The sequence below is a fragment of the Micromonospora sp. NPDC000668 genome (assembly GCF_042897975.1).
In the GTDB taxonomy this organism is placed as follows: Bacteria; Actinomycetota; Actinomycetes; order Mycobacteriales; family Micromonosporaceae; genus Micromonospora.
Genome location: NZ_JBIAYP010000001.1, coordinates 264,337 through 291,137, shown reverse-complemented (window position 1 = coordinate 291,137; position 26,801 = coordinate 264,337). Strand labels below are relative to the sequence as shown.

Genomic DNA, 26,801 nt, shown 5'->3' with positions numbered 1-26,801 from the left:
CCGGTGTCCCCGAACCCGCGGCTGGAGGGCCGGATGTCCACCCACGACTTCATCGCCATCGGGCTGGGCCCGTACAACCTGGGCCTGGCCTGCCTCACCGCGCCGATCGACGAACTGGACGGCGTGTTCCTGGAGGCCCGGCCGACCCTGGCCTGGCACCCCGGCATGCTGCTGGAATCGGCCCGGTTGCAGACGCCGTTCATCGCCGACCTGGTCAGCCTCGCCGACCCGACCTCGCCGTACTCCTTCCTCAACTACCTCAAGGAGATCGGCCGGCTCTACCCGTTCTACATCCGGGAGAGCTTCTACCCCCTGCGCAGCGAGTACGACGCCTACTGCCGCTGGGTGGCGGCGAAGCTGCCGAACCTGCGTTTCGGCCAGTCGGTGACCACCGTGGAGTACGACGCGGCCGACGAGCACTACGTGGTGCGGGTCAGCACCGGCGCGGGGGAGACGCTCGAATACCGCGCCCCGCACCTGGTGCTCGGCACCGGCACACCGCCGTACCTGCCCGCCGCCGTCGCCGGGCTGCCCGGCGACGCGGTGCACAACTCGCGCTACCTGGAGCACCGGGACGACCTGCGGGCCAAGCGCAGCATCACCGTGGTGGGCAGCGGGCAGAGCGCCGCGGAGATCTACCACGACCTGCTCGGCGACATCGGCCGGTACGGCTACCAGCTCAACTGGGTCACCCGCTCGCCGCGCTTCTTCCCGCTCGAGTACACCAAGCTCACCCTGGAGATGACCTCACCGGACTACGTGGACTACTTCCACGCGCTGCCCGAGGAGACCCGCTACCGGTTGGAGTCGGCGCAGAAGGGCCTGTTCAAGGGGATCAACGCCGACCTGATCAACGAGATCTTCGACCAGCTCTACGCGCTGAGCATCGACGGGCCGGTGAACACCCGGCTGCTCACCAACACCGAGCTGACCAGCGCCGGCTACCACGACGGGGCGTACACGCTGGGGTTGCGCCAGGTGGAGCAGGAGCGGGACTTCACCCTGCGGACCGAGGGCCTGGTGCTGGCCACCGGCTACCACTACCAGGTGCCGGAGTTCCTGACGCCGGTGCGCGACCGCATCCGCTGGGATTCCCACGGCCGGTTCGACGTGGCCCGCAACTACAGCATCGACCACACCGGTCGGGGCATCTTCCTGCAGAACGCGGGCACCCACACGCACAGCATCACCTCGCCCGACCTGGGCATGGGCCCGTACCGCAACTCCTGGATCATCCGGGAACTGCTCGGCCGGGAGCACTACCCGATCGAGAAGAGCATCACGTTCCAGGAGTTCGGCGCGCCCGCCGGGATGTCGTCGTGAGCGTCGTCTTCACCCGCGTCGACGACCAGCTCGGCGAGTTCGCGCTGCGGACCCTCGACCCGGACGCCGACGCCGCGCTGCTGCACGCCTGGGTGACCCACCCGAAGGCCGCGTTCTGGCTGATGCAGGACGCGGACCCGGCGCGGGTGGCCGAGGAGTACCGGCGGATCGCCGACCACCCGCACCACGACGCGTACCTCGGCCTGTGGCGCGGGCAACCCGCCTTCCTCGCCGAACGCTACGACCCCGCCCACGTCGAGCTGGTCGGCCTGTACGACGCCCAGCCCGGCGACGTGGGCATGCACTTCCTCTGCGCGCCCACCGGCAGCCCGGCGCACGGCTTCACCCGGGCGGTGATCAGCACCGTGATGGCCTGGCTCTTCGCCGACCCGTCGACCCGACGGGTGGTGGTCGAACCGGACGTGCGCAACACCGCCGTGCACGCGCTGAACGCCGCCGTCGGCTTCGAGGTCGTCGGCACCATCGCCAAGCCCGAGAAGGACGCGCTGCTCAGCGTCTGCACCCGGGCGCAGTTCCACGCCGCCACGCAGCGCGCCGCCGCCACCCGAGCCGAAGGAGCCCCGGCGTGACCGCCACCGCCGTCCCCACCCAGTCGTCCGCCGCCGTCCCGGCCGCCGCCGTTGACCCGGTCGGGCATCTCACCCCGCAGCGCTGGGCCCGGGCCAACCGGCTGCTGGTCCGCAAGGCTCTCTCCGAGTTCACCCACGAACGGCTGCTCACCCCGGAACCCGTGTCGGCCGCCGACGACGACCGGCAGTGGTACGAGATCCACAGCGACGACGGCGCGGTCACCTACCGGTTCGCCGCCCGCGTGCTCGCCCTGGCGCACTGGCAGATCGACCCGGACAGCATCACCCGGCACCGCGACGGCACGTCTCTGCCGCCCGACGCGGTGGACCTGATCGTCGAGCTGCGTGACACCCTCGGGCTCTCCGCACGGGTGCTCCCGGTCTACCTGGAGGAGATCACCTCCACGCTGGCCGGCACCGCGTACAAACTGGCCCAGCCCGCACCGAGCGCCGCCGAGCTGGCCGGGGCGGACTTCCAGACCATCGAGACGTCGATGACCGAGGGCCACCCCTGCTTCGTGGCCAACAACGGCCGGCTCGGCTTCGGCGTCGACGAGTACCACCGGTACGCCCCGGAGGCCGCCGCGCCGGTCCGGCTCGAATGGCTGGCCGCGCACCGGGACCACTCGACGTTCAGCAGCGCCGCCGATCTCGACTATGACGCGCTGATCGACGGTGAGCTGGACCCGGAGACCCGGGCACGGTTCGCGGCCACGATGGCCGACCTCGGCCTGGATCTCGTCGACTACCACCTGATCCCGGCGCACCCCTGGCAGTGGTGGAACAAGCTGGCGGTGACCTTCGCCGGTGAGCTGGCCGAGCGCCGGCTGGTGCACCTCGGCCCCGGGCCGGACAGCTACCTGGCCCAGCAGTCCATCCGCACCTTCTTCAACGTCACCGAGCCGAGCCGGCACTATGTCAAGACCGCGCTGTCGGTGCTGAACATGGGCTTCATGCGCGGGCTGTCGGCCGCGTACATGGCGGCCACCCCGGCGATCAACGACTGGCTGGCCGAGCTGATCGCCGGTGACGAGGTGCTGGCCGGCACCGGGCTGACCGTCATCCGGGAGCGGGCGGCGGTGGGCTACCGGCACCGCCAGTACGAGTCGGCCACCGACCGCACCTCCCCGTACCGCAAGATGTTGGCCGCCCTGTGGCGGGAGAGCCCGGTGCCCGGCCTGGCACCGGGGCGGCGACTGTCCACGATGGCCGCGCTGCTGCACGTGGACGCCGACGGCGGCTCGCTGGCGGCGGCGCTGATCGCCCGGTCCGGCCTGGCGCCCGAGGTGTGGCTACGCCGCTACCTGGACGCCTACCTGACCCCGCTGCTGCACAGCTTCTACGCCCACGACCTGGCCTTCATGCCGCACGGCGAGAACGTCATCCTGGTCCTCGACGAGCAGGACACCGTCGAGCGGGTGATCTTCAAGGACATCGCCGAGGAGATCGCGGTGATGAGCACCGAGGTCGAGCTGCCGGCGGCGGTGGAGCGGATCAGGGTCGAGGTGCCCGACGACACCAAGCTGCTGACCATCTTCACCGACGTGGTGGACTGCTTCCTGCGCCACCTCAACGCGGTGCTGGCCGAGGCCGGCGTGCTGGCCGAGGAGGACTTCTGGCGGACCGTCGCCGCCTGCGCCACCGACTATCTGGACCGGGTGCCGCACCTGGCCGAGCGCGCCCGCCGCTACGACCTGTTCGCTCCGGAGTTCACGTTGTCCTGCCTCAACCGGCTCCAACTTCGCGACAACCAGCAGATGATCGACCTGACCGACCCGTCGGCCGCCCTCCAGTTCGTCGGCACCCTGACCAACCCGCTGGCCCCCTACGGCCCGTCCCGCTGACCACGCGCTCCGGCCTGGTCGGCGACGCCGACCGGGCCGGAGCGAGACGGACGCGTATCCCCGCGACGCTGCCGCACATGGCCAGGGCGCTCGCCAACGGGTGCAATGGACGCATGACTGATACCGAGGTGACCCCGCGGTCGGCCGCCGCCACCGGCGTCTGGGCGGTGTGAGATGGGCTTCCTGCCGGCAGGCAGGTACGTGACCGCCGCCACGAAACTCCTTGACCAGTCAAGGAATCGGTACCGCGCGCCCGAGGTTGCTGATGAACGTCAGGCACGACCGGTGCGAGCGAGGCAGGCGAGTTCGGATGCAGTTCGGAATCTTCGGCGTGGGAGACGTGGCACGCGACCCCGTGAACGGGCGGATGCCGTCCGAGCACGAACGGATCAAGGCCGTGGTGGAGTACGCGAAGCTGGCCGAAGAGGTCGGGCTGGACGTCTTCGCCATCGGCGAGCACCACAACCCGCCATTCTTCCCGTCCTCGCCCACCACCCTGCTCGGTCACGTCGCGGCCCGGACCGAGAAGATCATTCTGTCCACCTCGACCACGCTGATCACCACCAACGACCCGGTGAAGATCGCCGAGGACTACGCGATGCTCCAGCACCTGGCCGACGGCCGGGTCGACCTGATGATGGGGCGCGGCAACACCGGCCCGGTCTACCCCTGGTTCGGGCAGGACATCCGTAACGGCATCCCGCTCGCGGTCGAGAACTACGACCTGCTGCGCAGGCTCTGGCGCGAGGAGGTGGTCGACTGGGAGGGGAGGTTCCGCACGCCCCTGCAGTCGTTCACCTCGACCCCGCGCCCGCTGGACGGCGTGCCGCCGTTCGTCTGGCACGGTTCGATCCGCAGCCCGGAGATCGCCGAGCAGGCCGCCTACTACGGCGACGGGTTCCTGCACAACAACCTGCTCTGGCCCAAGGCCCACGTCCAGCGGATGGTCGGGCTCTACCGCCGGCGGTTCGAGCACTACGGGCATGGCCCCGCGGACCAGGCGATCGTCGGCCTGGGCGCCCAGGTGTTCATGCGGAAGAACTCGCAGGACGCGAAGCGGGAGTTCCGCCCGTACTTCGACAACTCCGCGGCGTACGGGCACGGGCCGTCCCTGGAGGAGACGATGAAGCAGACGGCGCTCCTGGTCGGCAGCCCGCAGGAGGTGATCGACCGGACCCTGGCCTTCCGCGAGTACGCCGGCGGCGACTACCAGCGGCAGGTCTTCAACGTCGACGGGATCGGGGTCCCCCGCAGGACCGTGCTGGAGCAGATCGAGATGCTGGGCGAGGTCGTCCAGGTGCTGCGTAAGGAGTTCGCGGTGGGCCGTCCCGCCCACGTCCCGGACGCGCCCACCCACGCCTCCCTGAAGGCCGCGGCGCTGGCCGGCGCCGTGGAGGAGGCCCGATGAAGCGCACCATCGCCGTCGTGTCGGCCGGCCTGCGACAGCCGTCGTCGACCCGGATGCTCGCCGACCGGTTGGCCGACGCGGTCCGCCGTGAGCTGGAACGGCTCGGCGCCGAGGTCGACGTCGAGCTGATCGAGGTACGCGACCACGCGCATGACCTGGTCAACAACCTGCTGGCGGGGTACCCGTCGGAGGACCTTGAACGGGTGCAGGACACCGTCCGGCGTGCCGACGCGCTGGTCGCGGTGACGCCGACGTTCTCCGCCTCGTACAACGGGATCTTCAAGATGTTCGTCGAGGTCCTCGACGACGCCGCCCTGGTCGACAAGCCGGTGCTGGTCGCCGCCACCGGCGGGACGGGGCGTCATTCGCTGGTGCTGGAGCACGCGTTGCGGCCGCTCTTCAGCTACCTGCACGCGGTCGTGGTGCCCACCGCGGTGTTCGCGGCACCGGAGGACTGGGGGGCCGGCGACGCGGCCCAGGGCTCGCTGGTCCAGCGGATCGACCGGGCGGCCGGCGAACTGGCCCGCGAGGTGGACCGGCGCGACCCACCAGCTCCCGTCGACCCGTACGCCGACCCGGCGCCGTTCGAGCGGTTGCTCGGCGGCGGGTAAGCGCCTGGCTCAGTCGGCCGTCCCGACCCGCCGGAAGGCGCGGGCCAACTGGGCGAGGTCGAGGCCCTCGAAGTGGTCCAGGAACCGCCGCCGCACGGCGGCCAGGTGGCTCGGCCAGGACTCTTCCAGCCGGGCGAAGCCGGCGTCGGTGAGGACGGCGTTCCAGCCGCGGGCATCCTGCTCGCTGCGGACCCGCTCGACCAGGCCGTGCGTCTCCAGCCGAATGATGGTGCGGGTCATCCCGCTGAGCGAGAGCTGGCACTCCGCGGCGAGTTCGTTCATCCGCATCTGCCGACCCGGCGCCTCTGAGAGGACCCGCAGGGCGGTGTACTCGGTCAGCGGCAGCTGACGGTCGCCGGTCATGTCCGCGTCGATCGCCCGGGGCAGGACGAACATCAGCTGGCCCAGGGAACGGACCAGCGCCTCCTCGTCGGGGTTGAGGGGGAGCAGGGGTTCTGCCGAGCTGCCGGACATGCCCCAATCCTAGTTGCTTGACCGAGCAATTGCTCACCCTCGCTGTGACGGTAAGCATAGGACAAGTATTTGCTTGACCAAGCAAGAATTAGCTAGCTTTCATCCGCCAGGCAAGGACCTTCTGGAAAGGCGCAACCATGACCAGGATCGGGATCATCCTCGGGAGCACCCGCCCGGGGCGTAACGGCGAAGCCGTCGCCCGCTGGGTGCTCGAGGTCGCCAAGCAGCGCTCCGACGCGGAGTTCGAGCTGATCGACCTGCTCGACTACAAGCTGCCGCACCTTGACGAGGCGTACCCGCCGTCGATGGGTCAGTACACCCAGCCGCACACGCTGCGGTGGGCCGAGACCATCGCGTCGTTCGACGGGTTCGTGATGGTCACCCCCGAGTACAACCACTCCACCTCGGGCGCCCTGAAGAACGCCATCGACTTCCTCTACGCCGAGTGGAACAACAAGGCCGTCGGCTTCGTCAGCTACGGCTCGGTCGGCGGCGCGCGGGCCGTCGAGCACCTGCGTCTGATCGCCGGTGAGCTCCAGATGGCCGACGTGCGCTCGCAGGTCGCGCTGTCGCTCTTCACCGACTTCGAGAACTTCAGCGTCTTCAAGCCCAACGAGCACCAGCGGGACGCGCTCGGCGTGACCCTCGACCAGGTCGTGGCCTGGAGCACCGCGCTCGCACCGCTGCGCCAGCGCTGACCACGTTTCGCACCAACCCGGAGCCGGCCGCGGGGATCCTTCCCGCGGCCGGCTCCGTGCGTCCATCCCGCGGTGGGGCAGGTCTTTCGGCCGGTGCTGCTTGACTCGGTGATCCGTAAGCCGTAGCTTACCGTTCGTGGATACTTACCAAGCTGGCGATGGTTGGGACGCCCTGGGCGACCCCACCAGGCGCGCCATCGTCGCGTGCTTGGCTGAGCGGCCGCAGGCCGTCGGCGAACTCGCCGAAGCGCTGCCGATCAGCCGGCCCGCGGTATCCCAGCACCTGAAGGTGCTCAAGGACGCCGGGCTGGTCACCGACCGCGCAGCCGGCACCCGCCGGGTCTATCGACTCAACCCGGCGGGCGTCGCCGCCCTGCGCGACCAGCTCGACACGTTCTGGAACCGTGCCCTGTCCAGCTACCAGGAAGTGGTCGAACAACCCACCGAGGAGCAGTCATGACCCCAGCAACAGACGCCGTGGTCCGCCGGCAGATCATTGTCGAGGCGCCGATCGAGCGAGCCTTCACCGTGTTCACCGAGCGGTTCGGCGACGTCAAACCGCCGGAGCACAACCTCCTCGGCGTGGCCATCGCCGAGACCGTGTTCGAACCGAAGGTCGGCGGTCACATCTACGACCGGGGCGTCGACGGCACCGAGTGCCGCTGGGCCCGTGTCCTCGCCTACGACCCACCGGACCGGGTCGTGTTCAGTTGGGACATCAGCCCGCAGTGGCAGGTCGAGACCGAGCCGGACAACACCAGCGAGGTCGAGGTCACGTTCGTCGCCGAGTCGCCGCAGCGCACCCGGGTGGAGCTGGAGCACCGTCACCTCGACCGGCACGGACCCGGCTGGCAGTCCGTCAGCGACGGCGTCGCCCACGACGAAGGATGGCCGCTGTACCTGACCCGGTACGCCGCCCTTTTCACCGAGAGCGACTGACGGTCAGGTCGTGATGTCGTGAGCGGTGCCCCCGGCGACGGCGTGGAGCTTGTCGGGGTTGGCGACGTTGTGGATGGCGGCGATGCGGCCGTCGGCGTCGATGTCGAAGGTGACGGTGGCGATCACTCGGCCCGCACCCCGGAACACCATGCCCGGGCCGCCGTTGATCTCGACCACCTCGGCCGTCATGTCGGCAGGCTCGATGCCCTGGTAGGTGACGGTGCCGATGGCCGCGAACCAGGCGGCGACCGTCCGCGCACCCACGATGGGACGCAGGGCCTGGCGGACCTTGCCACCGCCATCGGTCCACAGCGTGACGTCCGGGGACAGCAACTCCATCAGGGTGTTGATGTCGCCACCGGTCGCGGCGGCGATGAACCGCTCGGTGACCCCACGCTGCTGCGACCGGTCCGCCGTGAAGCGTGGCCGCCGGGCGCGCACGTGCTCGCGAGCACGATGCGCGGCCTGGCGCACTGCGGCCTCCGAGCGTTCCACCGCCACCGCGATCTCGGCATGGCTGAAGTCGAAGACCTCCTTCAGCACGAACACGGCCCGCTCCAGCGGGCTGAGCGTCTCCAACACCACCAGCATCGCCATCGACACCGACTCGGCATCCGTGACGGTGTCGGCGGTGTCGCCCTCGGTCAGGATCGGCTCGGGCAGCCACGGCCCCACGTAGGTCTCGCGCTGGTGCCGGCTGGAGCGCAACCGTTGTAGCGCGAGGTTCGACACGATCCGCGCCAGGTACGCCTTGGGGTCGGCCACCTGGGAGCGATCGGCCGCCGACCACTTGATCCAGGCGTCCTGGACCGCATCCTCGGCGTCCGCCGCGCTGCCGAGGATGCGGTACGCCACCGAGAACAGCAGGTTGCGGTGGTTGTGGAAGACCTGCTGGTCGGGATCCGGGTGCGGAGGGGTCACCGCGCGCCCCGCAACCGGGTGAAGCGGCCACCGTGCGGCCAGAACGCGCCCGAGGAGGGCATCTTCTTCATTCGCCGATAGGTCGGCCAGGGGGAGGCGCTCACGGTCTCCTTGTACCAGGTCGCCGTACGGCCGGTCAGGAAGCCCCGACGAGGGCTGTCGTCGGGGTGGGTGAACTGCACCACCGCGTCGTGCCGTCCGAGGCTCACCGGCGTGTGGTAGTAGCCGAAGCGGAACGGCTTCGGCTGCCTGCCGTTGAGCGCACGGACGATCGACACCGCGGCGTGCACACCGGTCGGCATCCCGCTCTGGCAGGTGCCGTGCATGACGCCGTAGCCCTGCCGGATCGCGGCCGCATCGCCGACCGCGTACACGTCGGGGTGCGACACCGACCGCAGCGCGGCGTCGGTCACGACGCGGCCGCGACCGTCGACGGTCAGACCCGCGGCGGCCGCCACCGGCGACACCCGCGTACCGCCCGTCCACAGCACGACGTCGGCGGCGATGGACTCCCCGCCCGCCAGCTCGACCGAGTCGGGCAGCACCTTCGTCACCGCCGTTCCGCTGCGCACCTGGACACCGAGGCGATCGAGCGCGGTCCGCAGGTACGCCTGGGCCTTCACGGTCATGCTGGCGCCGGGTTCCTGCCGGCCTGCCAGTACCACGTTCACCTTCGGGTACCGTTCGGCGATCTCCGCGGCCGACTCGACGCCGGTCAGCCCGCTGCCGGCGACCACCACCGTGCCGCTGGCGAGCCGCGCCAGCCGGTCGGCCAGCAACGCGGCGTCCTGGGCGCTGTTGAGGGTGTACGCGTGGTCGTCGACACCCGGCACCAGCGCCGTGTCGGCCACGCTGCCCAACCCGTACACCAGGGTGTCGTAGTGCAGCACCCGGCTGTCGTCGATCCGCACGGTCTTCGTGTGCACGTCCACCGCCGTCACCCAGCCGCGTACGAACCGCGCGCCCGTGCCCGCCAGGAGCGCCGGGATGTCCATCTCGCCGAGCTGCTGCCCGGTCGCCGTCATGTGCAGCCGCAACCGCTCGGTGAATCGCTCCTGCGCGTTCACCAGGGTCACCTGCACATCGGCGCGCCGCTTGGTGCGGGCCGCGAGCTGGATCGCCGCGGCCATGCCCGCGTAGCCCGCGCCCAGGATCAGGACGCAGTGCGTGCTCGCCGTGTCGGCTCCGTGTGGTGTGTTCATCGTCGTGCCCCTCCGCCGCTCGTTTTGACGACCACGAGATGCGGAGCGCCCGTCCGTCCGTGACATGGGAGCGGTGTGACGCCCGACACATGTCGATCGTCACCTGCGGAGGCGCTTCGAATGGTTCCTTGCCAGCCGCTCAACTCGCCATCGTCCATATTCGTGGACCAGAGCGAGATAGAGGGCAACGGGGGCGACCGGAGTCCAGGCCCGCGTCGCCCGCCCGCCATGCAGCCGCTGCAGGACGGACCGGACAGTGAAGGGGACGAACTCCCAGGACTCGATCTCCAGCCCACGGTCCTTGGCGCTTCGCTTCAGCCGGCGATCGAGTTGCTCTGAGCTGAGGTCGTGCGCGTACGCCACGAACACCGAATCCCATTGGTGACGCTCGGTGTCGATGGTGAAGCCGAGCAGAGCCAGGCGATACTCATGATCTTCGAGGGACAGTTCCTCACACAGCCCGCGCCGGGCGGCAGCATGTATCCGAGGCGGAAGACCGCTCGGCGAGTCGAGCCTCGCGCTGAGCCCCTCGTCGGCCGAGACCCCCCAGTGCAGAGGGCGGGACCCGACATCCGGGCCCCGCTGGCAGATCAGAACATGGTTGTCGGTCGTGATGACCAGAACGCTGGTGCCGAGGCTCAGCGACATGAACACGGGCGCCCTGCGGTGGCCGACCGGGTCGATGTACCTGCTCCGCGGCGTCGTGCCGTCCCTGAATCGCCTGTCGAGGTGCTGACTGGCCAGAAAGCTGTAGTAATCCGTCCGTCGCAGGTGGAGGAAGATCTCCACCTCCTCGTCGCGAGCCGTCCGCTCCTCGACCAGTTTCTCGACCGCGAAACAATCACCGTTCCAGTGGTGCGCTGACCCGGATGCCTTCCTGGCCTGCTCCTCAGCGGCGATCTCCGACCGCCACGCTGCCAACTCCGCAGGTAGTTCGACGGGCTCGTCACTGACGACGAGATGCACCAGCTCCTCTTTGATGGCCTCGGTGCCATCGCCCGCCACGATGACGCACGGCGACGTGGCGCCGCCAAACTCGAAGCCCGACGCGTCCGGCGTGCGCCGTCTCGACCGTAGAACTCTGCTCCTTCGGCGCACCCGTTGCAGGAGTTTCTTGAGCGGGTCCTCGAAGGCCACTGTCATCAGGAGGCCCAGCGCGGCCCCGATGAGAAGACCGCCGCCGCCCGTGGAGATCCAGGTCAGTGCTCCCTTGAGCGTCACGGTGCGAGCCTATCGATGGCGCGCGATCGCCTGGCGGTCCGAACGGGGCGACCGCGCGCACTACCCTCGGCGAGATGAGTCGACCTGCCGGCGGTGGCCGGACCCCACTGTGGCGGGATCGCACCTTTGGCACGTACTGGGTCGCGCAGTCGCTCTCCGCGGCCGGCGACTCGTTCGCCTACCTCGCGGTGCCGTTGCTGGTGCTCCAGGCGACCGGGTCGATCACCCAGATGGGCCTGCTGACGGCCGTGGCCGGCGCAGCGTCCGTCGCCGCCGGGATCTTCGGTGGGGTGCTGGTCGACCGGTACGACCGGCGCACCCTGATGATCGTGGCGGATGTGGCCCGGCTGGTGCTCTATGGCCTGGTGCCGCTGGCCTGGCTCGCCGGTCCGCAGGTCTGGTTGCTCTTCGTGGTACTGCCGATCTGCGAGGCCGCCGGGATGGTGTTCCAGGTCGCCGCGGTGACCGCGGTCCGCAACCTGGTCGACCGGGACCGGATCACCGAGGCCAACGGGCGGTTGCAGGCGACCTACGCGGCGGCGGCCGTGCTCGGGCCGCTGCTCGCCGGCGTGGTGTCGGCCCGGTTCGGCCCGGCGACGGCGATCGCCGTCAACGCGGCGAGCTTCGCTCTCTCCGCCGCCGGCCTCCGGATGATCCGGCTGCGGCCCGCCCAGCCCGACGGCACCGCTCCGGTACGCCGGGAGCGGCCGCTGGCCGAGTTTCTGGCCGGGGCGCGGTTCCTGTGGCGCCAGCCGGTGCTGCGGTCGCTGACCGTGTTGCTGTCGGTGTTCATCTTCCTCACCTACGGCTTCACCGACGTGCTCGTCTACCACGTCAAGCACGACCTCGGCGGTTCCGACCGGACCGTCGGCACGGTGCTCGGCCTGGCGGCGCTCGGCACGGTCGTCGGGGCGCTACTGGTGGCGCCGTTACGCCGCCGACGCGGCTTCGGCGTGACCTGGATCAGCGCGCACTGCGTCTGCGGTCTGGCCCTCGCGGGCGTCGGCCTCGCGACCACCGTGCCGACGGTCACCGTGCTGACCGCGGTCTACCTGTGCTGCCTCAGCGTGGGCGGGATCTGTTCGATGTCGCTTCGTCAGGAGATCACCCCCGACCACCTACTCGGCCGGGTCACCTCGGCCTTCTGGAGCACGCACTACGCCCTCGGGCCGGCCGGGGCAGTCGCGCTGACCTGGGCCGCCGCCCGGTACGGCGTCCCGACGGTCGCCCTCGTCGCGGGGACGGGCTGCCTACTGGTCGCGGTCGGCGGCCTGTTCAGCCCGATCCGCCGGGCCGGCGCGGAGCCACGTCGGTCGCCCGTCGCCATCCCGGTGGGGGAGGCCGGTTAGCCGCAGCTCCACCCCGGTCGTCCTTCGAGCCGGCCGGTCCCACGCTGCGGCACGAGCCAGATCCCGTCCCGCTGCCCCATCCGCCCCGCGCTGCGGCACGAGCCAGATCCCGTCCCGCTGCCCCCGTCCGCCCCGCGCCAACCGCCGGCCGAGCACGTACCCGTTGCGCTTTCAGCTGCCCCAGGTCGTCCACTCCGCCCTGGCTGCCTGTCGAGCTGCCCCAGAAATGGGGCAGCAATGCCGTCGCGCACTGCCTCCGACCGGAACCGGCGAGTTCGAGTGACCGCAGGCCGGGGTGGAAGCGACCGCGGGTCGGGGTGGAGGTGACCGCGGGTCGGGGTGGAAGCGACCGCAGGCCGGGGTGGAAGTGACCGCAGGCCGGGGGTGGACCAGTCCGCACCGCCGGCACCGTTGGCCGGGAACCGCCTGCCCCACATCTGGGGCAGCTCGACAGGCACGCAGCAGTGCGACGTACCCGCCAGCGGGTTCCGCCGCACCCGCCGGTCCGGTCAGAACTCCTGGTACATGACGTGCAGGCCGACCCGGCCGAGGGCGGGGTGGCGGAACGCGCCCGGCACCGTGCCGACCACGTCGAAGCCCTCCCGCCGGTACAGCTCCACCGCCGACCGGTTGCTCTCCACCACGGCGTTGAACTGCATGCCGGCGTACCCCTGCTGGCGGGCCCAGGCCAGCGCGTCGCGGCACAGTGCGGTGCCCACGCCCCGGCCCCGGGCGTCGGCGGCGACCATGAAGCTCGCGGTGGACACGTGCGCGCCCGGCCCGGGCCGGTTGGTGCCCATCTTCGCGGTGCCGAGCACCCGCTCGCCGTCCACCGCCACGACGGTCCGCCCCGGCGCCGCCTCGGCCCACATGCCGTACGACTGCTCGGCGGTCATCGCGGGATCGTAGGGAAAGGTCTCCTGTGCCCGGATCACCTCCTCGATGATCGGCCACACCTGCGACCAGTCCTGGTCGACGAACTCCCGAATCAGCACCGGGGGAGGTTAAGCCCCGGACGAGCCCTGGACAATTCGTTATTCCGAGGTGCGTCCGGGCGTCCGACCACCCCGCCGAGTGCGTGGCGCCAAGCCTGCGGCGTCCCGCTTGGGCTGTGGGGCCGGGCCCGCGGTGTCCCGCCGGACCAGCTCGGCGGGGAGCACCTCGACGCGGGGCTCCGGCGCCTCGGCGCCGAGCACCAGGGACATCGCGCGGACTCCCATGTCGACCAGCGGCAGCCGTACGGTGGTCAACGCCGGGGTCACGTCCCGGGCGATCGGCATGTCGTCGAAGCCCACCACCGAGACCCGCTGCGGCACCGCCATCGAGCGGGCCCGCAGCGTGGCGAGCGCGCCGATGGCCATCGAGTCGTTGAGCGCCACGATCGCGGTCAGCTCCGGATCGGCGTCGAGCAGCCGGGCGGTGGCCTCGGCGCCACCGTCGCGGTCGAACTCGGCGTACCGGATCCGCCGCTCGGGCAGCTCGCGGCCCTGCTCGGCCAGGGCCTGCCGGAACCCGGCCAGTCGGTCGGTGGTGGTGGTGAGGATGCGCGGGCCGGCCACCACGCCGATGGCCCGGTGCCCAAGGTCGCACAGCTCCCGCCCGGCCAGGTAGCCACCGGCCCGGTTGTCGGGCATCACCGCGTCGCCGGAGTGCTCGTGCCGGCCGATCACCGCGACCCGTCCGCCGGTCGCCTCGTATGCGGCGAGCTTCTCGTTGAGCTGCCGCGTGAACGCGTCGTCGTGGTAGCCGGAGCCGGCCAGGATCAGCGCCGCCACCTGGTGGCCCCGCAGCAGCTCCACGTACTCCAACTCGCGGTCCGGGTCCCGGTAGCTGTTGCAGATCATCAGCAGCCGGCCCCGGTCTGTGGCCACCCGTTGCAGCCCGCGGGTGATCTCGGCGAAGTACGGGTCGGAGACGTCGTGCACGATCACGCCGACCGCGCTGCGGTGCGAACGGGCCAGCAGTTGGGCGTGTGCGTTCGGGACGTACTGCAACTCGGCGACGGCGGCCAGCACCCGCTCGCGCAGTTCGTCGGTGACCGGCTTGCTGCTGCCGTTGATCACGCGAGAGGCGGTGGCGGGCGAGACGCCCGCGCGACGCGCCACGTCAGACAGGGTCGCCATGGCCCGTCCCCTCGATCTGTTGACGGCGTTTCGTCGTGCCGGCTAGCGTCACGGTACCGCAGAGAAAGCCCTTTCCCGCAGGGAGGTCCGGCCGTGTCCGATCGCTTCGCGGTGCTTCCAATCGACGACCTCACCGTGCTGCCGGGGGCGCATGACACCGGCGGGTGCGCCGGTGTCTGACCGGGCGGCTCCGCTGCCCGGCGGGATCGGGGTGTCCCGGCTGCGCGTCTACGACACCGTCGCGCCGGACGGCGTGGTCGGCGGCACCCCGCACGTGCACCTCTGCTGCACCGAGGGGTACGTGGTGACCGGCGGCGAGGGCGCGGTGCAGACCCTCACCACCACCGGCTACCAGGAGACCCCGCTGCGGCCGGGGGCGGTGGTCTGGTTCGAGCCGGGCACCGTGCACCGCCTGGTCAACGGCGGTGGGCTGACCATTGTGGTGCTGATGCAGAACAGCGGCCTGCCCGAGGACGGCGACGCGGTGCTCACGTTCCCGCCCGAGGTGCTGGCCGACCCGGCCGCGTACGCCGCCGCAGCGGAGCTGCCGGGCGGGGGAGCGCCGGGTGCCGACGTGAGCGCGGCGTATCGCCGGCGGGATCTGGCGGTGACCGGCTTCCAGGCACTGCGGAGCGGCGGGCCAGCGGCGCTGACGGCGTTCCACTCCGCTGCTCTGGCGCTGCGCCGGCCGCTGCTGGCGCGGTGGCGAGAGCGGTGGGCCGCCGGCGCGGGCCGGGCCGCCGCCGGCACCGGCGAGCAGCTCGACGCCCTCGAACGGGGAGATCCCGGGCACCTGGGCCAGGCCGGGGTGTACGCGGTGAACGAACCGATCGAGCAGGGCCGGCTGGGCATGTGCGGATTGCTCGACACCTATCCAACCACGGCTTGACCGTCCACTAGGGATGGTTGGTGGGCCGGGTGCGAGGCCTCGGCGCAGGTGCGGTGGAAACAGATCGAGGAAAGGCCTTGCCTGCCGTCGAGGGGCCGCCTACGCTCCAGGAAAGCGTTTGCCTGATCTGCCGACCGGCCCGTTCCGCGGCTGTTGTGCCGGGCCCCGAGGAGGTTCCGCGTGACCGAGAACGCTCTGGACACGGCGGGCCGGAAGGCCGCCGCCGCCGCGACGGCGGCCGGTGAATCCGCCACACCGGCGGCCGCCCAGCCGGCCGGCCGTTCTGGATCGTCCATGGTGGCCGGTCCACCACCCGGTGTCGGTGGCCGACCGCCACGACCGACGATCGGCCGGCGGGCGCTGGTCCTCGCCGACTCGCTCTGGCGTCCGGCGCTGGTGCTGGCGGCGTTCTTCGCCGTCTGGTGGTTCGTCGCCGCCCGGGAGTACGTGCCCAACTACCTGGTGCCCACTCCCGTCCAGGTCTGGACCACGATGACGGAGCAGTCGTCCGAGCTGGCCCGGCACACCATGGTCACGCTCTACGAGACGGTGGTCGGGTTCGTGCTGGCCGCGGCGCTGGGGCTGGCCACCGCGGTCGCCATCGCCTACTCGCGCACCCTGGACAAGGCGCTCTACCCGATCGTCCTGTTCGCACAGGTCATTCCGAAGATCGCCATCGCGCCGCTGCTGGTGGTCTGGTTCGGCCTCGGCTTCACCCCGAAGGTCATCCTGGCCGTGCTCATCGCGTTCTTCCCGGTGGTCATCTCCGGGGTGGCCGGGCTGCGCTCCACCGACCCGGAGCTGCTCGACCTCGCCGCCACGATGGGTGCCGGGCCGTGGCGCACCTTCCGCAAGATCCGTTTCCCGAACGCGCTGCCACATCTGATGGCCGGCCTCAAGGTGGCGGTCACCCTCGCGGTGGTCGGCGCCGTGGTCGGCGAGTTCGTCGGCGCCAGCGAAGGGCTCGGCTACGTCCTGTTGCTGGCCAACGGCAACCTCGACGCCCCGCTGCTGTTCGCCGACCTGATCCTGATGTCCGCCATCGGCATCGTTCTGTTCGTCCTGGTCGAGATCGCCGAGGCGCTGCTCATTCCCTGGCATGCCAGCCGTCGGGCCGGCGTGCCGCTCACCACCTCCTGACCGACCCCATCACGGAGGAAAACCGATGAAGCGCACCGCCACCACCATCCTGGCCACCGCCGCCCTGCTGCTCGCCGCCACCGGCTGCGGCGGGGACGACTCCTCCGGCACCACCGGCGCCGGCGGCAACAAGGAGGTCACGCTCACTCTCAACTGGGTGCCCTACGGCGAGCACGCCCCGTTCTACTACGGGCTCCAGAAGGGCTACTACGCCGCCGAGGGCATCGAGCTGAAGATCCTCCCGGGCAACGGCTCGGGCAACACCATCAAGCAGGTCGCCCAGAAGCAGACCGACTTCGGCTGGGCGGACAGCCCGGTGCTGCTCAAGTCGGTGGCCACCGGCATGCCGGTCCGTAGCCTCGGCGCGTACCTGGAGAAGGGCCCCTCCTCGGTGGAGTTCTTCGCGGAGGAGAACATCAAGTCCCCGGCCGACCTCAAGGGCAAGACCGTCGGCGGCACCCCCGGCGACGCCCTCTACGCGACCTTCCCGGCCTGGCTGGAGAAGAACGGCCTCAAGCAGAGCGACGTCAAGGTGGTCAACGTGGACGCCGCCGGCAAGATCGCCGCGCTGGCCGAGGGCAAGGTCGACGCCATCATGGGCTTCTTCCACGACCAGGCCCCCACCATCGAGAACCGGACGAGCAAGAAGGTCGACGTGCTGCTCTTCGCCGACTACGGGATGAACCTGCTCGGCACCGGCCTGATCGCCAACACCCAGACCCTGCAGAAGGACCCGGAGTTGGCCCGCAAGTTCGTCCGGGCCACCCAGAAGTCCTGGGCTGACGCTGCTCGGGATCCCGCCGGCGCGGTGAGCGCGATGACCGCCCTGGCCGAGAACGAGCCCCCGGCCGAGGTGCTCACCAAGCAACTCGCCCTCAACCTGCCGCTGATCGGCGCCGACGGCCCGCCCGGGGTGAACACCGAGGCCCAGTGGACCGAGACCATCGACCTGATGGCCCGCTACGCGGAGCTGAAGGACCCGGGCGCGCCCAACGCGTACTGGGACGCCTCGTACGCGGCCCAGGGGTGACCCGGTGACCGCCGCGCCGGCACGCACCGGCACCGCCATCGGGATGGCCGGGTTGACCGTCCGGTTCAGCTCCCGGCGGTCGCAGACCACCGCGCTGGACGACGTGTCGTTGGACATCGAACCGGGAGAGTTCGTCACCATCGTCGGTCCGTCCGGCTGCGGCAAGTCCACCCTGCTGAAGATCGTCGCCGGGCTGGTCCGGCCGACCAGCGGCGAGGTGTCGCTGCTGGACCGCCCGGTACGCGGCCCGCAGAAGGAGATCGGCTTCGTCTTCCAGAAGGCCGCGCTGCTGGAGTGGCGCGGCGCGCGGGCCAACATCCTGCTCCAGGCCGAGATGCGCGGCATGGACCGGGCGCAGGCGGCTCGCCGGGCGGACGAGTTGATCGAGATGACCGGCCTGACCGGCTTCGAGAAGGCGCTGCCGCACGAGCTGTCCGGCGGCATGCAGCAGCGGGTGGCGCTCTGCCGAGCGCTGCTGCACTCGCCGCCGGTGCTGCTCATGGACGAGCCGTTCGGTGCCCTGGACGCCCTGACCCGGGAACAGATGAACGCCGAGCTGCACCGGATCTGGCGGGAGACCGGCACGACCGTGGTCCTGGTCACCCACTCCATCGCCGAGGCGGTGTTCCTCGGCACCCGGGTCGTGGTGATGAGCGCCCGCCCCGGCCGAATCATCCGCACCTTCCCGGTCGAGCTGCCGGCGCACCGCGACTACGCGCAGGTGATGTCGGATCCGCGCTTCGACCGGCTCGCCACCGACCTGCGCGGGTTGCTCGGCAGCGCGGCCGCCAACCACTGAACGTGGATCGGCACGACCAGTACGACGGAAGGAACACCATGACCCGCAGGTCGATCGGCATCATCGTCAACGGCGTGACCGGAAGGATGGGCTACCGGCAGCACCTCGTCCGCTCGCTGCTGGCCATCCGCGAGTCCGGCGGCCTGACGTTGGCCGACGGCACGACCATCTGGCCGGAACCGGTCCTGGTCGGGCGTAACGAGACGAAGCTCCGGGAGCTCGCCGAGCGGCACGGGCTGACCGACTGGACCACCGACCTGACCTCGGCGCTGGCCCGCGACGACGTCGAGATCTACTTCGACGCCCAGGTCACCCAGCAGCGGGAGAAGGCGATCCGGCAGGCGATCGAGGCCGGCAAGCACATCTACACGGAGAAGCCACTGGCCGAGGACACCGCCGTCGCGCTCGACCTGGCCCGGGCCGCGGACGCTGCCGGGGTACGGACCGGGGTGGTGCAGGACAAGCTCTTCCTGCCCGGGCTGCGCAAGCTCAAGCGGCTCATCGACGGCGGCTTCTTCGGCCGGATCCTCTCGGTGCGCGGCGAGTTCGGCTACTGGGTCTTCGAGGGCGACTGGCAGCCGGCCCAGCGTCCGTCCTGGAACTACCGGGCCGAGGACGGCGGCGGCATCACGGTGGACATGTTCCCGCACTGGCACTACGTGCTGGAGGAGCTGTTCGGCCGGGTCAATGCCGTCTCCTGCGTGACCGCCACCCACGTGCCCGAGCGCGTCGACGAGGACGGCCGCAGTTACCCGGCCACCGCCGACGACGCCGCGTACGGCATCTTCGAGCTGGACGGCGGGATCATCGCGCAGCTCAACTCGTCCTGGTGCGTGCGGGTGTTCCGCGACGAGCTGGTGGAGTTCCAGGTCGACGGCACCGAGGGCAGCGCGGTGGCCGGGCTGCGCCGCTGCCGGGTGCAGCACCGGGTGGTCACCCCGAAGCCGGTGTGGAACCCGGATCTGCCGGTCACCGAGGACTTCCGGGCCCAGTGGACCGAGGTGCCCGACAACGAGGAGTTCGACAACGGCTTCAAGGTGCAGTGGGAGGGGTTCCTGCGGCACGTCGTGGCCGGTGAGCCGTTCCGCTGGGACTTCCTGGCCGGGGCGCGCGGCGTGCAGCTCGCCGAGCTGGGGTTGCGCTCGGCCCGCGACGGTGTCCGCGTCGAGGTGCCGGAGCTCAACCCGTGACGGCCCAGGTGGTGCTGCCCGGGGGGCGGCGGTACCGGCTGGCCGGGGGGAGCGGCTTCGCCCGCCCGGCGGCAGCGGCGACCAGCCGGATCGCGTACGCCGCCGCGCACGTGGTGGCCGATCCCGGCGCGGAGAACGTGCCAGGCGCGCCGGCGGCGGTGGACTGGGACACCACTCTCGCGTTCCGGCGGCATCTCTGGTCGTACGGGCTGGGGGTCGCCGAGGCGATGGACACCGCCCAGCGGGGGATGGGATTGGACTACCCGGCCACCCGGGAGCTGATCCGCCGCAGCGCCGCCGAGGCCCGCGCGGTGGGCGGGCGGATCGTCGCAGGAGTCGGCACCGACCAACTGCCGGTCGGCCCGGCCACCCTGGCCGAGGTCACCGCGGCGTACCGGGAGCAGCTCGACGACGTACGCGCGGCCGGCGTCCGGCCGGTGCTGATGTGCAGCCGGCACCTGGCCGCCGCGGCGCGCGGCCCGGAGGACTACCTCCAGGTGTACGACGAGCTGTTGTCCGCCGCCGAGGAGCCGGTGGTGCTGCACTGGCTGGGTCCGATGTTCGACCCGGCGCTGACCGGCTACTGGGGTGCGGTCGATCTGGACCTGGCCGCCGACACGGTCGTTGAGCTGATCAAGGCGCATCAGTCCAAAGTGGATGGCATCAAGGTGTCGCTGCTGGACGCCGGGCGGGAGGTGGCGCTGCGTCGCCGTCTGCCGGCCGGGGTGCGGCTCTACACCGGCGACGACTTCCACTACCCGGAGCTGATCCGGGGCGACGAGGTGGGCCACTCCGACGCGCTGCTCGGGGTGTTCGCGGCCATCGCGCCGGCCGCCGCCGCCGCGCTGGGCGCGCTGGACCGGGGGGACCTGGCGGCGTACGACGAGATCTTCAGGCCGACCGTGCCGCTGGCCCGGCACCTGTTCGCGGCACCGACCTGGCACTACAAGACGGGGATCGTGTTCCTGGCCTGGCTGGCCGGGCACCAGGAGCACTTCACCATGGTCGGCGGCGCGCAGTCCGGCCGGTCCCCGGCGCACCTGGCCACCCTGCTCACCCTGGCCGACGCCGCCGGGTTGCTGCCCGACGCCGAGCTGGCCGCCGCCCGCGCCCGGGCGCTGTTCACCGTCGCGGGAGTGGCGCAATGAGCCTTGCGCGGTTCTCGTTCAATCAGGCCACCGCGCAGCACTGGCCGCTGCCCGAGGTGGTGGCCGGCTGCGTGGCGGCCGGTGTGCCGGGCGTCGGGCTGTGGCGCGAGCCGGTGGCCGAGCACGGGCTGGCCCGCTCGGCGAAGCTGGTCCGCGACGCCGACCTCACCGTGACCTCGCTGTGCCGGGGTGGTTTCTTCCAGGCCGACGACTGGCGGGCGGAGAACCTGCGGGCCATCGAGGAGGCGGCCACCCTGGGCGCCCCGGAGCTGGTCCTGGTCTCCGGCGGTCTGCCGGCGGGCAGCCGGGACATCGACGGCGCCCGCCGCCGGGTCGCCGACGCGATCGGGGAGTTGGCCCCGCACGCGGCGGCAGCCGGCGTCCGGCTGGCGATCGAGCCGCTGCACCCGATGTTCGCTGCCGACCGGTGTGTGATCGCCACCCTCGGCCAGGCGCTGGACATCGCCGAGCGGTTCGACCCGGCGGTGGTCGGTGTGGTCGTGGACGCGTACCACGTCTGGTGGGACGACACGGTGTACGCCCAGATCGACCGGGCCGGCGCGCGGATCGCCGCGTTCCAGGTCTGTGACTGGGTGACGCCGCTGCCGGAGGGGGTGCTGCTCGGTCGGGCGCTGCCCGGCGAGGGGTGCATCGAGTTGCGCCGACTGCGCGAGGCGGTGGACGCGGCCGGCTACCTCGGCCCGATCGAGGTGGAGGTCTTCTCCGCGCAGGTGTGGGCGCGGCCGGGCGCGGAGGTGCTGGACGCGGCCATTGCCGGCTACCTGCACCACGTTGTCTGAGGCTCCTGAACGGCGGTGGCCGGCGACGGTCGGTGCCTGGCTGGGCATCGGCACCGCGCCGGCCACCCTGGTGCTCGGCGCGGCGATGGCCGCCCGGCACGGCGGCGCCGTGCCGGTGGCCGGGCTGCTGGTCGGCGGGCTGCTGATGGCGGCCCTGCTCTGGGGACAGGGCCGGATCGGTCTGCGCCGACCGTTGGGCGACGGCGGGACGCTGACCGCGGTGCTGCCGGCGTACCTGGGGAACACCTCGCGGCTGCTGTTGGCGGCGGTGCTGGCCGTGTCGATGGTCGGTTGGAACGGGTTCAACGTCGGGCTCGGAGGCGCCTCGCTGGCCGCGTTGACGCATCTGCCCGGCTGGGCCGGACCGGTGCTGCTGGAGGTGGCGGTCCTCGCCGTCTCCTGGGCGCCGGCCCGGCTCGGCAATCGGATCGCGGTGCTCACCACCCTCAGCGCGGTGGTGCTGGTCGTCTGGTGCCTGACCGTGCTGCCACCACCGGGCGCACCGGTCCGCCTCGCCGCCGGCGGGCTCGCCGACGCCGCCGCGCTGATCGGCTATGCGGCGGTCTTCGCGCTGCGCGCGCCGGACTTCAGCGTCGGCCTGGCCCGGCGGCGGGACCTGGCCTGGTGCGTGGGGCTACTGGTCGGGCCGGCGCTGCTCGGGGTGCTCGCCGGCGCCGGCCTGTGGCTGCGGACCGGCTCGGCGGACGTGGTGGCGCTGCTCGCCGCCGGGTCGGGGCTGGCCGCGTACGCGAATCTGTTCGTCGCGGTGGCGGTCTTCGCGGCGGCGCTGACCACGACGTACTCCGGGGCGCTGGCGGTGCGCGGCCTGGCGCCGCGGGTGCCGGCCCGCACGGCGATGCTCGCCATCGCGGTGCTCGGCGGGCTGCTGGCGGTGGCGCGCTTCGACCGCCTGGTGCTGCCCTGGCTGACCCTGCTGGCCGCCGCGCTGCCGGTGCTGGTGGTGCCGATGGCCGTGGAGGCGGCGGCCCGTCGGCGGGGGTGCACCCCACGGACCGTGCCCGCCTGGTGCTGGGTGCCGCCGGCGCTGCTGGCGGTCGCCTGCACGCTCGTCGGGGTGGGCGTCGCCCCGCTGCTCGGGCTGGCTGTCGCCGCGTTGCTCACCCTGGCGTGGCGGCGACGCCGCTGACTCGGGACTGATCAACCAACGGACGGTTGCGGTAGGCCTCGGCCGCCGCCTGGAACGTCAGCTACGGTTCGCGGTCACATAGTCGCGGGAGGCGGTGAACCTCTCGACCGGGTCGCCGAGGATCTGCCACGGCCAGTCGGTGACCAACCCGTCCAGCAGCGCGAATGCATGCCACGCCGCGTCGAACTCGTCGGCCAGTTCGAAGGCCATCGCGAACACCGCCACCCGGGGTGCCCAGCCGGGGCCGGCGGGGATGTAATCCGGGTGGAAGATCGAATTGTCCGCCGCGGCGAGAAGTTCGGCACGGACCTCGTCGGAGACGATGTACTCGTTGCCCTCCTCTCGTTCAGAGGCGTCCCACTTCTCGACGTGGGCGACGGCCACCAGTTCGTGCAGGAGGCTGTTCGGTCCGGCCGCCGTTGCGGCGCCCCGCGCGAAGTCGAACATCTCCTCGTGACTGCCGGACCATTTCGCACACAGGTACTGCAACCGCTGCTCGTGCGCGACCACGTGCCCCGGGTGCAGTCGAGTCACCGCCTCGAAGCGCTGCCGGGCCTCCGCCGCCCCGATGCCCAGGCCTCGGGCACTGGTGACCAGCCATGCCCGCGCGGTCACGTTGTCGGGTTCGCGGGTGAGGACCCTCTGCAACAACGTCTCGGCGTAGTGCAACCGCTCATGGAAACCCTTGAACTGGTCAGCAGTGGTGTATTTCGCCCGCTTGCCGCCGCGTGCGTCCCACGCCCAGTACACGGCGTGACAGCCGGCCACCAGCACGGGCAGCGTTGACTCAGGCTCGGCGTCGATCCAGTCGCCGATCCAGTCCTGGATCCCATCGACCCTGCCGACGGCTTCCATGAGGAAGGCCATCTCGTCCGGATCGGCCGCCATGGTGAGCAGTTCCCGGGCGAACTTCCAGTTGCGCTTCTCCAGCGTCCGGATCAGGGCCTTCCGGTGCGGGTCACCAAAGGTCGGGTCCAGGACCGGATCCTTTGACCGCTTCGTGAACGGCCACATGCAACCCAACCCCCATGTCGTACGCCGTACCGGCCGCTGATATTAGATGATCAGATTCGGCCGCGGCGGCCGACCACCGCCCACCGCCCACCGTCAGGGTGCGTCCATTCCGCTGGTACGCCGTCTCGGGCAAACTGATGCCGGTCGTATCAAACAGACATCCACGGGGGCTTCCATGGCAGCAGAGGCCACGCAGGACCCTGTAACGGATCGATCCGACGTGGATGGCAGGCCACCGGCGTTGCGCCTGACCGGTCTGCACAAGGCGTTCGGCGCGAACATCGCGGTCAACCACGTCGATCTGACCGTGCCGCAGGGATCGTTCTTCGGCCTCGTCGGCCCGAACGGCGCCGGCAAGACCACCGCGCTGTCCATGGCGGTCGGCCTGCTGCGCCCCGATGCGGGCAGCTCCGAGGTGTTCGGCGTAGAAGTCTGGAAAGACCCGGTGCAGGCGCGGACGATGATGGGCGTCCTGCCCGACGGGCTGGCGATGCCCGAACGGCTCACCGGCCGGGAGCTGCTCACGTTCATCGGGCAGCTACGCGGGATCGAACCGGCCGTGCTCGCCGAGCGCATTGATGAGCTGCTCGACGTGATGGAGCTCAACGAGGCCGAGACCACCCTCGTGGTGGACTACTCGACCGGCATGCGTAAGAAGATCGGCCTGGCCACCGCGCTGCTGCACGGGCCGCGACTGCTGGTGCTGGACGAGCCGTTCGAGGCGGTCGACCCGGTGTCCGCGGCCGCGCTCAAGGCAATCCTCATACGGTTCGTCGAGTCGGGCGGCTCGGTGGTGCTGTCCAGCCACGTCATGGCGCTGGTCGAGCAGCTGTGCGACACGGTCGCCGTCATGGCCAAGGGTCGGGTCGTCGCGGACGGGCCGCTGGCCGAGGTCCGCGGCGAGCAGACGCTGGAGCAGACCTTCGTCCGGCTGGTCGGTGGCGACGAGCACGCCGGGAGGGGCCTGTCTTGGCTGGCGTCCTGATCCGGATGAAGCTGGCGATCATCCGGAACTCCATGAGCGGCGGCAAGGCCGCCTGGATGGTCACCGGCGGCATCTTCGGGCTGCTGTTCGCCGCGGCCACGATCTGGCTGACGTTCGTCGACATCGCCGAGCCGGGCGTGCTGGGCGATCTGCTCGCCTGCGTCTGGGTGACGTGGATGCTGGGCTGGGTGGTCGGCCCGTTGTGGGGCGGTTCGGCCGTGCTGCGCGCCGACCACTTCGCGCTGCTTCCGGTGCCGCGCCGCAAACTCGCCGTCGGCCTGCTCGGCGCCGCCTTCGTCGGTATCACCACGGCGGTCACGGCTCTGGCCTTCCTCAGCCTGATCACGTACGCGGCACACCGGGGAGTGGTGCCGGCCCTGATCGCCGTGCCGGCCGCTGCCGGGGAACTCGTGTTCGTGGTGCTGCTGTCGCGCGTCGCGTACGCCCTCTTCGGTTTTGTCGCCACCTCCCGGGTCGGCGCCGCGATCACCGGCGTGCTGTTCGCCGCCATGATCGTCCTGTCTCAGTCCGGCTGGATGGTCATCGTCGCGGTCATCTACTCGGACGTGCTCTCCACCGGCTTCTCGTCCACGTTCTCCACCACGCTGCGCTGGATTCCGTCGAGCTGGGGCGTGGTCGCCGTCGACGCCGCCGACCACGGTGACTGGGCGCTGGTCCTCGGCGCGCTCGCCGGCCTGGCCGTACTCATCGGGCTGCTCCTGCTGATCTGGGCGGCCACCCTCGGCACACCACGCCGCTCCCGGGTCACCATCCGCGGCACCAGCCACGCTCCCGTGCCGACCGGCGGCCCGTTCGCCGGCCCGACCGGCGCGGCCTTCCGCAAGGAGCTGCGCACCTGGTGGCGTGACCCACAGCGGACCACCACGGCCACCGTGCCGATCGTCTGGGCGCTGCTCACCGCGCTGCTGCCCCTCACCTTCGATGCGAAGGCGCTGCTGCCGTGGGCCGGCCCGGCCGTCGCGCTGTTCGCCATCACGTCGGCCTGCAACCTGTACAGCCAGGACGGCACGGCACTCTGGCAGACCATCACGACCGGCACCCAACGTGCGGACGTACGTGGCCGGCAGTGGGCCTACCTGGCTCTGTTCGGCCCGATCTCGATCGCCCTCAGCATCGGCTTCACCATCTGGAGCGGCTACACCTGGGCCTGGCCGTGGATCGCCGCCACCGTGCCGGCGCTGCTCGGCGGCGGTGCCGGCCTGATCGTCTACGCCTCGGTGGCCGCGATGGTGCCCGGTCCCGACGCCCACAAGCGCCCGGACAACCCGCTCGAACACGCCGACACCACCGGTCAGTCCAATGTGCTGTTCTGGATCGGCCTGATCCCGGTCGCCCCGGCGATCACCGCCGTGATCCTCGGCGATCGGTTCGACCTGCCCGTGCTGCTGTGGGCCGGCGGACCGATCAGCCTGGCCACCGGCATCGCGCTCGCCTGGTGGCTGGGCTCGGTGGCGGCCCGGCAGCTCACCGCCAAGGGCGCGGACATGCTGCACATCATGCGTACCGGCCGGAACACGGCAGCGGGCCGGGCAGCGGCGTCGGACGGCACCAAGATCGAGATATCCAAGCGGGACGCGACGATCGGCGCCCTCTACTGGGTCGGCGGATCGATCCTGCTGTTCCCTCAGGGCCTGGTGCCGCTCGTGTTCATCCTCACCGGCACCGACGTGCAGTCCTGGTTCCTGGCGATGTACCTGCCACGCGGCTGGGGGCTTACGATCGCCGCCGCCAGCATCCTGATCGGCATCTTCCTGTACGCCCAGGCCATCCTGCTCACCTTCCGCAACAAGAACATCCGTGCCCAGCGCGAGGCCGTCGCGGCCCGCGAGCGCGACGAGGCCGCGGGCGGCGACCCGGAACACCACGAACTCGAATCCGTCTGACGGGCGCCCCCCGGGTGGCTGACCGAGACAAGCCGGTCTGCGCGTACCGACG

The 26,801-nt window shown here is 71.2% G+C and carries 26 protein-coding genes; 19 read left to right on the top strand and 7 right to left on the bottom strand.

Annotated features, from left to right (window positions below; all coding sequences use genetic code 11):
* Positions 1–33 precede the first annotated feature (33 nt).
* The 5 genes from ACFY29_RS01340 to ACFY29_RS01320 all read left to right on the top strand — a co-directional run bounded on the left by ACFY29_RS01340 (position 34) and on the right by ACFY29_RS01320 (position 5,776).
* Positions 34–1,323: a lysine N(6)-hydroxylase/L-ornithine N(5)-oxygenase family protein gene (locus tag ACFY29_RS01340; protein ID WP_386984589.1), complete on the top strand. Its 1,290-nt coding sequence runs from the start codon at positions 34–36 to the stop codon at positions 1,321–1,323.
* Positions 1,320–1,913 carry a GNAT family N-acetyltransferase gene (locus tag ACFY29_RS01335; protein WP_386982359.1) on the top strand — a complete coding sequence of 198 codons (594 nt, stop codon included), beginning with the start codon at positions 1,320–1,322 and terminating at the stop codon, positions 1,911–1,913. Before ACFY29_RS01340 ends, ACFY29_RS01335 begins: the two co-directional genes overlap by 4 nt.
* Positions 1,910–3,757 (top strand): IucA/IucC family protein, encoded by a 1,848-nt coding sequence (locus ACFY29_RS01330; RefSeq protein ID WP_386982357.1) that lies wholly within the window; start codon positions 1,910–1,912, stop codon positions 3,755–3,757. Before ACFY29_RS01335 ends, ACFY29_RS01330 begins: the two co-directional genes overlap by 4 nt.
* 310 nt (positions 3,758–4,067) lie before the next feature.
* The gene (locus ACFY29_RS01325) at positions 4,068–5,165 is read left to right on the top strand and encodes an LLM class flavin-dependent oxidoreductase (protein WP_386982353.1); all 1,098 of its coding nucleotides are present in this window, start codon (positions 4,068–4,070) and stop codon (positions 5,163–5,165) included.
* Positions 5,162–5,776 carry an FMN reductase gene (locus ACFY29_RS01320; RefSeq protein WP_355607010.1) on the top strand — a complete coding sequence of 205 codons (615 nt, stop codon included), beginning with the start codon at positions 5,162–5,164 and terminating at the stop codon, positions 5,774–5,776. Before ACFY29_RS01325 ends, ACFY29_RS01320 begins: the two co-directional genes overlap by 4 nt.
* Before the next feature lie 9 nt (positions 5,777–5,785).
* On the opposite strand, the gene ACFY29_RS01315 is transcribed toward ACFY29_RS01320, so the two are convergent.
* Positions 5,786–6,250, bottom strand: a complete 465-nt coding sequence (locus ACFY29_RS01315; protein ID WP_328416108.1) for a MarR family winged helix-turn-helix transcriptional regulator — start codon at positions 6,248–6,250, stop codon at positions 5,786–5,788.
* Between the two features lie 137 nt (positions 6,251–6,387).
* On the opposite strand from ACFY29_RS01315, the gene ACFY29_RS01310 reads away from it, so the two are divergent.
* The 3 genes from ACFY29_RS01310 to ACFY29_RS01300 all read left to right on the top strand — a co-directional run bounded on the left by ACFY29_RS01310 (position 6,388) and on the right by ACFY29_RS01300 (position 7,887).
* The gene (locus ACFY29_RS01310) at positions 6,388–6,948 is read left to right on the top strand and encodes an NAD(P)H-dependent oxidoreductase (protein WP_328416110.1); all 561 of its coding nucleotides are present in this window, start codon (positions 6,388–6,390) and stop codon (positions 6,946–6,948) included.
* Between the two features lie 136 nt (positions 6,949–7,084).
* A complete protein-coding gene (locus ACFY29_RS01305) occupies positions 7,085–7,408 on the top strand; it encodes a metalloregulator ArsR/SmtB family transcription factor (RefSeq protein ID WP_355607016.1) in 324 nt (107 codons plus the stop codon).
* Positions 7,405–7,887, top strand: coding sequence for an SRPBCC family protein (locus ACFY29_RS01300; protein WP_355607018.1), 483 nt, complete (start codon positions 7,405–7,407; stop codon positions 7,885–7,887). Before ACFY29_RS01305 ends, ACFY29_RS01300 begins: the two co-directional genes overlap by 4 nt.
* A gap of 3 nt (positions 7,888–7,890) precedes the next feature.
* On the opposite strand, the gene ACFY29_RS01295 is transcribed toward ACFY29_RS01300, so the two are convergent.
* The 3 genes from ACFY29_RS01295 to ACFY29_RS01285 all read right to left on the bottom strand — a co-directional run bounded on the left by ACFY29_RS01295 (position 7,891) and on the right by ACFY29_RS01285 (position 11,231).
* Positions 7,891–8,808 carry an RNA polymerase sigma-70 factor gene (locus ACFY29_RS01295; protein ID WP_355607021.1) on the bottom strand — a complete coding sequence of 306 codons (918 nt, stop codon included), beginning with the start codon at positions 8,806–8,808 and terminating at the stop codon, positions 7,891–7,893.
* On the bottom strand, positions 8,805–10,010 hold the full coding sequence (locus ACFY29_RS01290) for an NAD(P)/FAD-dependent oxidoreductase (RefSeq protein WP_386982346.1): 1,206 nt from the start codon (positions 10,008–10,010) through the stop codon (positions 8,805–8,807). Before ACFY29_RS01290 ends, ACFY29_RS01295 begins: the two co-directional genes overlap by 4 nt.
* Positions 10,011–10,109: 99 nt before the next feature.
* Positions 10,110–11,231: a hypothetical protein gene (locus ACFY29_RS01285; protein ID WP_386982344.1), complete on the bottom strand. Its 1,122-nt coding sequence runs from the start codon at positions 11,229–11,231 to the stop codon at positions 10,110–10,112.
* A gap of 74 nt (positions 11,232–11,305) precedes the next feature.
* Between ACFY29_RS01285 and ACFY29_RS01280 the strand changes: the two genes are divergently transcribed.
* Complete coding sequence (locus ACFY29_RS01280; RefSeq protein ID WP_386982341.1) at positions 11,306–12,580, top strand: MFS transporter; 1,275 nt, start codon at positions 11,306–11,308, stop codon at positions 12,578–12,580.
* A 509-nt stretch (positions 12,581–13,089) separates the two neighbouring features.
* On the opposite strand, the gene ACFY29_RS01275 is transcribed toward ACFY29_RS01280, so the two are convergent.
* Positions 13,090–13,575, bottom strand: a complete 486-nt coding sequence (locus tag ACFY29_RS01275) for a GNAT family N-acetyltransferase (RefSeq protein WP_328416126.1) — start codon at positions 13,573–13,575, stop codon at positions 13,090–13,092.
* A 39-nt stretch (positions 13,576–13,614) separates the two neighbouring features.
* Entirely contained in the window at positions 13,615–14,703 is a 1,089-nt protein-coding gene (locus ACFY29_RS01270; protein WP_386982337.1) for a LacI family DNA-binding transcriptional regulator, read from the bottom strand.
* Positions 14,704–14,875: 172 nt separating this feature from the next.
* Between ACFY29_RS01270 and ACFY29_RS01265 the strand changes: the two genes are divergently transcribed.
* The 8 genes from ACFY29_RS01265 (at position 14,876) to ACFY29_RS01230 (ending at position 22,846) form a co-directional block, all read left to right on the top strand.
* The gene (locus ACFY29_RS01265; protein WP_386982334.1) at positions 14,876–15,592 is read left to right on the top strand and encodes a cupin domain-containing protein; all 717 of its coding nucleotides are present in this window, start codon (positions 14,876–14,878) and stop codon (positions 15,590–15,592) included.
* Positions 15,593–15,772: 180 nt separating this feature from the next.
* Complete coding sequence (locus ACFY29_RS01260) at positions 15,773–16,732, top strand: ABC transporter permease (RefSeq protein WP_386982331.1); 960 nt, start codon at positions 15,773–15,775, stop codon at positions 16,730–16,732.
* Between the two features lie 25 nt (positions 16,733–16,757).
* The gene (locus ACFY29_RS01255; protein ID WP_355607039.1) at positions 16,758–17,762 is read left to right on the top strand and encodes an ABC transporter substrate-binding protein; all 1,005 of its coding nucleotides are present in this window, start codon (positions 16,758–16,760) and stop codon (positions 17,760–17,762) included.
* A gap of 43 nt (positions 17,763–17,805) precedes the next feature.
* Positions 17,806–18,561, top strand: coding sequence for an ABC transporter ATP-binding protein (locus tag ACFY29_RS01250; protein ID WP_386984587.1), 756 nt, complete (start codon positions 17,806–17,808; stop codon positions 18,559–18,561).
* A 38-nt stretch (positions 18,562–18,599) separates the two neighbouring features.
* On the top strand, positions 18,600–19,751 hold the full coding sequence (locus ACFY29_RS01245; RefSeq protein ID WP_386982327.1) for a Gfo/Idh/MocA family protein: 1,152 nt from the start codon (positions 18,600–18,602) through the stop codon (positions 19,749–19,751).
* Positions 19,748–20,899, top strand: coding sequence for a dihydrodipicolinate synthase family protein (locus ACFY29_RS01240; RefSeq protein WP_386982325.1), 1,152 nt, complete (start codon positions 19,748–19,750; stop codon positions 20,897–20,899). Before ACFY29_RS01245 ends, ACFY29_RS01240 begins: the two co-directional genes overlap by 4 nt.
* Entirely contained in the window at positions 20,896–21,699 is an 804-nt protein-coding gene (locus tag ACFY29_RS01235; RefSeq protein WP_386982323.1) for a sugar phosphate isomerase/epimerase family protein, read from the top strand. Before ACFY29_RS01240 ends, ACFY29_RS01235 begins: the two co-directional genes overlap by 4 nt.
* Positions 21,692–22,846, top strand: a complete 1,155-nt coding sequence (locus ACFY29_RS01230) for a hypothetical protein (RefSeq protein ID WP_386982321.1) — start codon at positions 21,692–21,694, stop codon at positions 22,844–22,846. Before ACFY29_RS01235 ends, ACFY29_RS01230 begins: the two co-directional genes overlap by 8 nt.
* A 57-nt stretch (positions 22,847–22,903) precedes the next feature.
* Here the strand turns inward: ACFY29_RS01230 and ACFY29_RS01225 are convergent, their stop codons facing one another.
* Positions 22,904–23,860, bottom strand: coding sequence for a DUF4034 domain-containing protein (locus tag ACFY29_RS01225; protein WP_386982319.1), 957 nt, complete (start codon positions 23,858–23,860; stop codon positions 22,904–22,906).
* Between the two features lie 220 nt (positions 23,861–24,080).
* On the opposite strand from ACFY29_RS01225, the gene ACFY29_RS01220 reads away from it, so the two are divergent.
* Positions 24,081–24,845, top strand: a complete 765-nt coding sequence (locus tag ACFY29_RS01220; RefSeq protein ID WP_386982318.1) for an ABC transporter ATP-binding protein — start codon at positions 24,081–24,083, stop codon at positions 24,843–24,845.
* Positions 24,830–26,749, top strand: coding sequence for a hypothetical protein (locus ACFY29_RS01215; RefSeq protein WP_386982316.1), 1,920 nt, complete (start codon positions 24,830–24,832; stop codon positions 26,747–26,749). The genes ACFY29_RS01220 and ACFY29_RS01215 overlap by 16 nt, the downstream gene beginning before the upstream one ends.
* Positions 26,750–26,801: the final 52 nt, after the last annotated feature.

What these genes read in the sequence shown, in the direction of transcription:
- ACFY29_RS01325 (WP_386982353.1), top strand. Translation starts at nt 4,068, where the DNA reads ATGCAGTTCGGAATCTTCGGCGTGGGAGACGTGGCACGCGACCCCGTG.
- ACFY29_RS01340 (WP_386984589.1), top strand. Translation starts at nt 34, where the DNA reads ATGTCCACCCACGACTTCATCGCCATCGGGCTGGGCCCGTACAACCTG.
- ACFY29_RS01315 (WP_328416108.1), bottom strand. Translation starts at nt 6,250, where the DNA reads ATGTCCGGCAGCTCGGCAGAACCCCTGCTCCCCCTCAACCCCGACGAG.
- ACFY29_RS01320 (WP_355607010.1), top strand. Translation starts at nt 5,162, where the DNA reads ATGAAGCGCACCATCGCCGTCGTGTCGGCCGGCCTGCGACAGCCGTCG.
- ACFY29_RS01300 (WP_355607018.1), top strand. Translation starts at nt 7,405, where the DNA reads ATGACCCCAGCAACAGACGCCGTGGTCCGCCGGCAGATCATTGTCGAG.
- ACFY29_RS01290 (WP_386982346.1), bottom strand. Translation starts at nt 10,010, where the DNA reads ATGAACACACCACACGGAGCCGACACGGCGAGCACGCACTGCGTCCTG.
- ACFY29_RS01250 (WP_386984587.1), top strand. Translation starts at nt 17,806, where the DNA reads ATGGCCGGGTTGACCGTCCGGTTCAGCTCCCGGCGGTCGCAGACCACC.
- ACFY29_RS01225 (WP_386982319.1), bottom strand. Translation starts at nt 23,860, where the DNA reads ATGTGGCCGTTCACGAAGCGGTCAAAGGATCCGGTCCTGGACCCGACC.
- ACFY29_RS01235 (WP_386982323.1), top strand. Translation starts at nt 20,896, where the DNA reads ATGAGCCTTGCGCGGTTCTCGTTCAATCAGGCCACCGCGCAGCACTGG.
- ACFY29_RS01280 (WP_386982341.1), top strand. Translation starts at nt 11,306, where the DNA reads ATGAGTCGACCTGCCGGCGGTGGCCGGACCCCACTGTGGCGGGATCGC.
- ACFY29_RS01255 (WP_355607039.1), top strand. Translation starts at nt 16,758, where the DNA reads ATGAAGCGCACCGCCACCACCATCCTGGCCACCGCCGCCCTGCTGCTC.
- ACFY29_RS01270 (WP_386982337.1), bottom strand. Translation starts at nt 14,703, where the DNA reads ATGGCGACCCTGTCTGACGTGGCGCGTCGCGCGGGCGTCTCGCCCGCC.
- ACFY29_RS01245 (WP_386982327.1), top strand. Translation starts at nt 18,600, where the DNA reads ATGACCCGCAGGTCGATCGGCATCATCGTCAACGGCGTGACCGGAAGG.
- ACFY29_RS01310 (WP_328416110.1), top strand. Translation starts at nt 6,388, where the DNA reads ATGACCAGGATCGGGATCATCCTCGGGAGCACCCGCCCGGGGCGTAAC.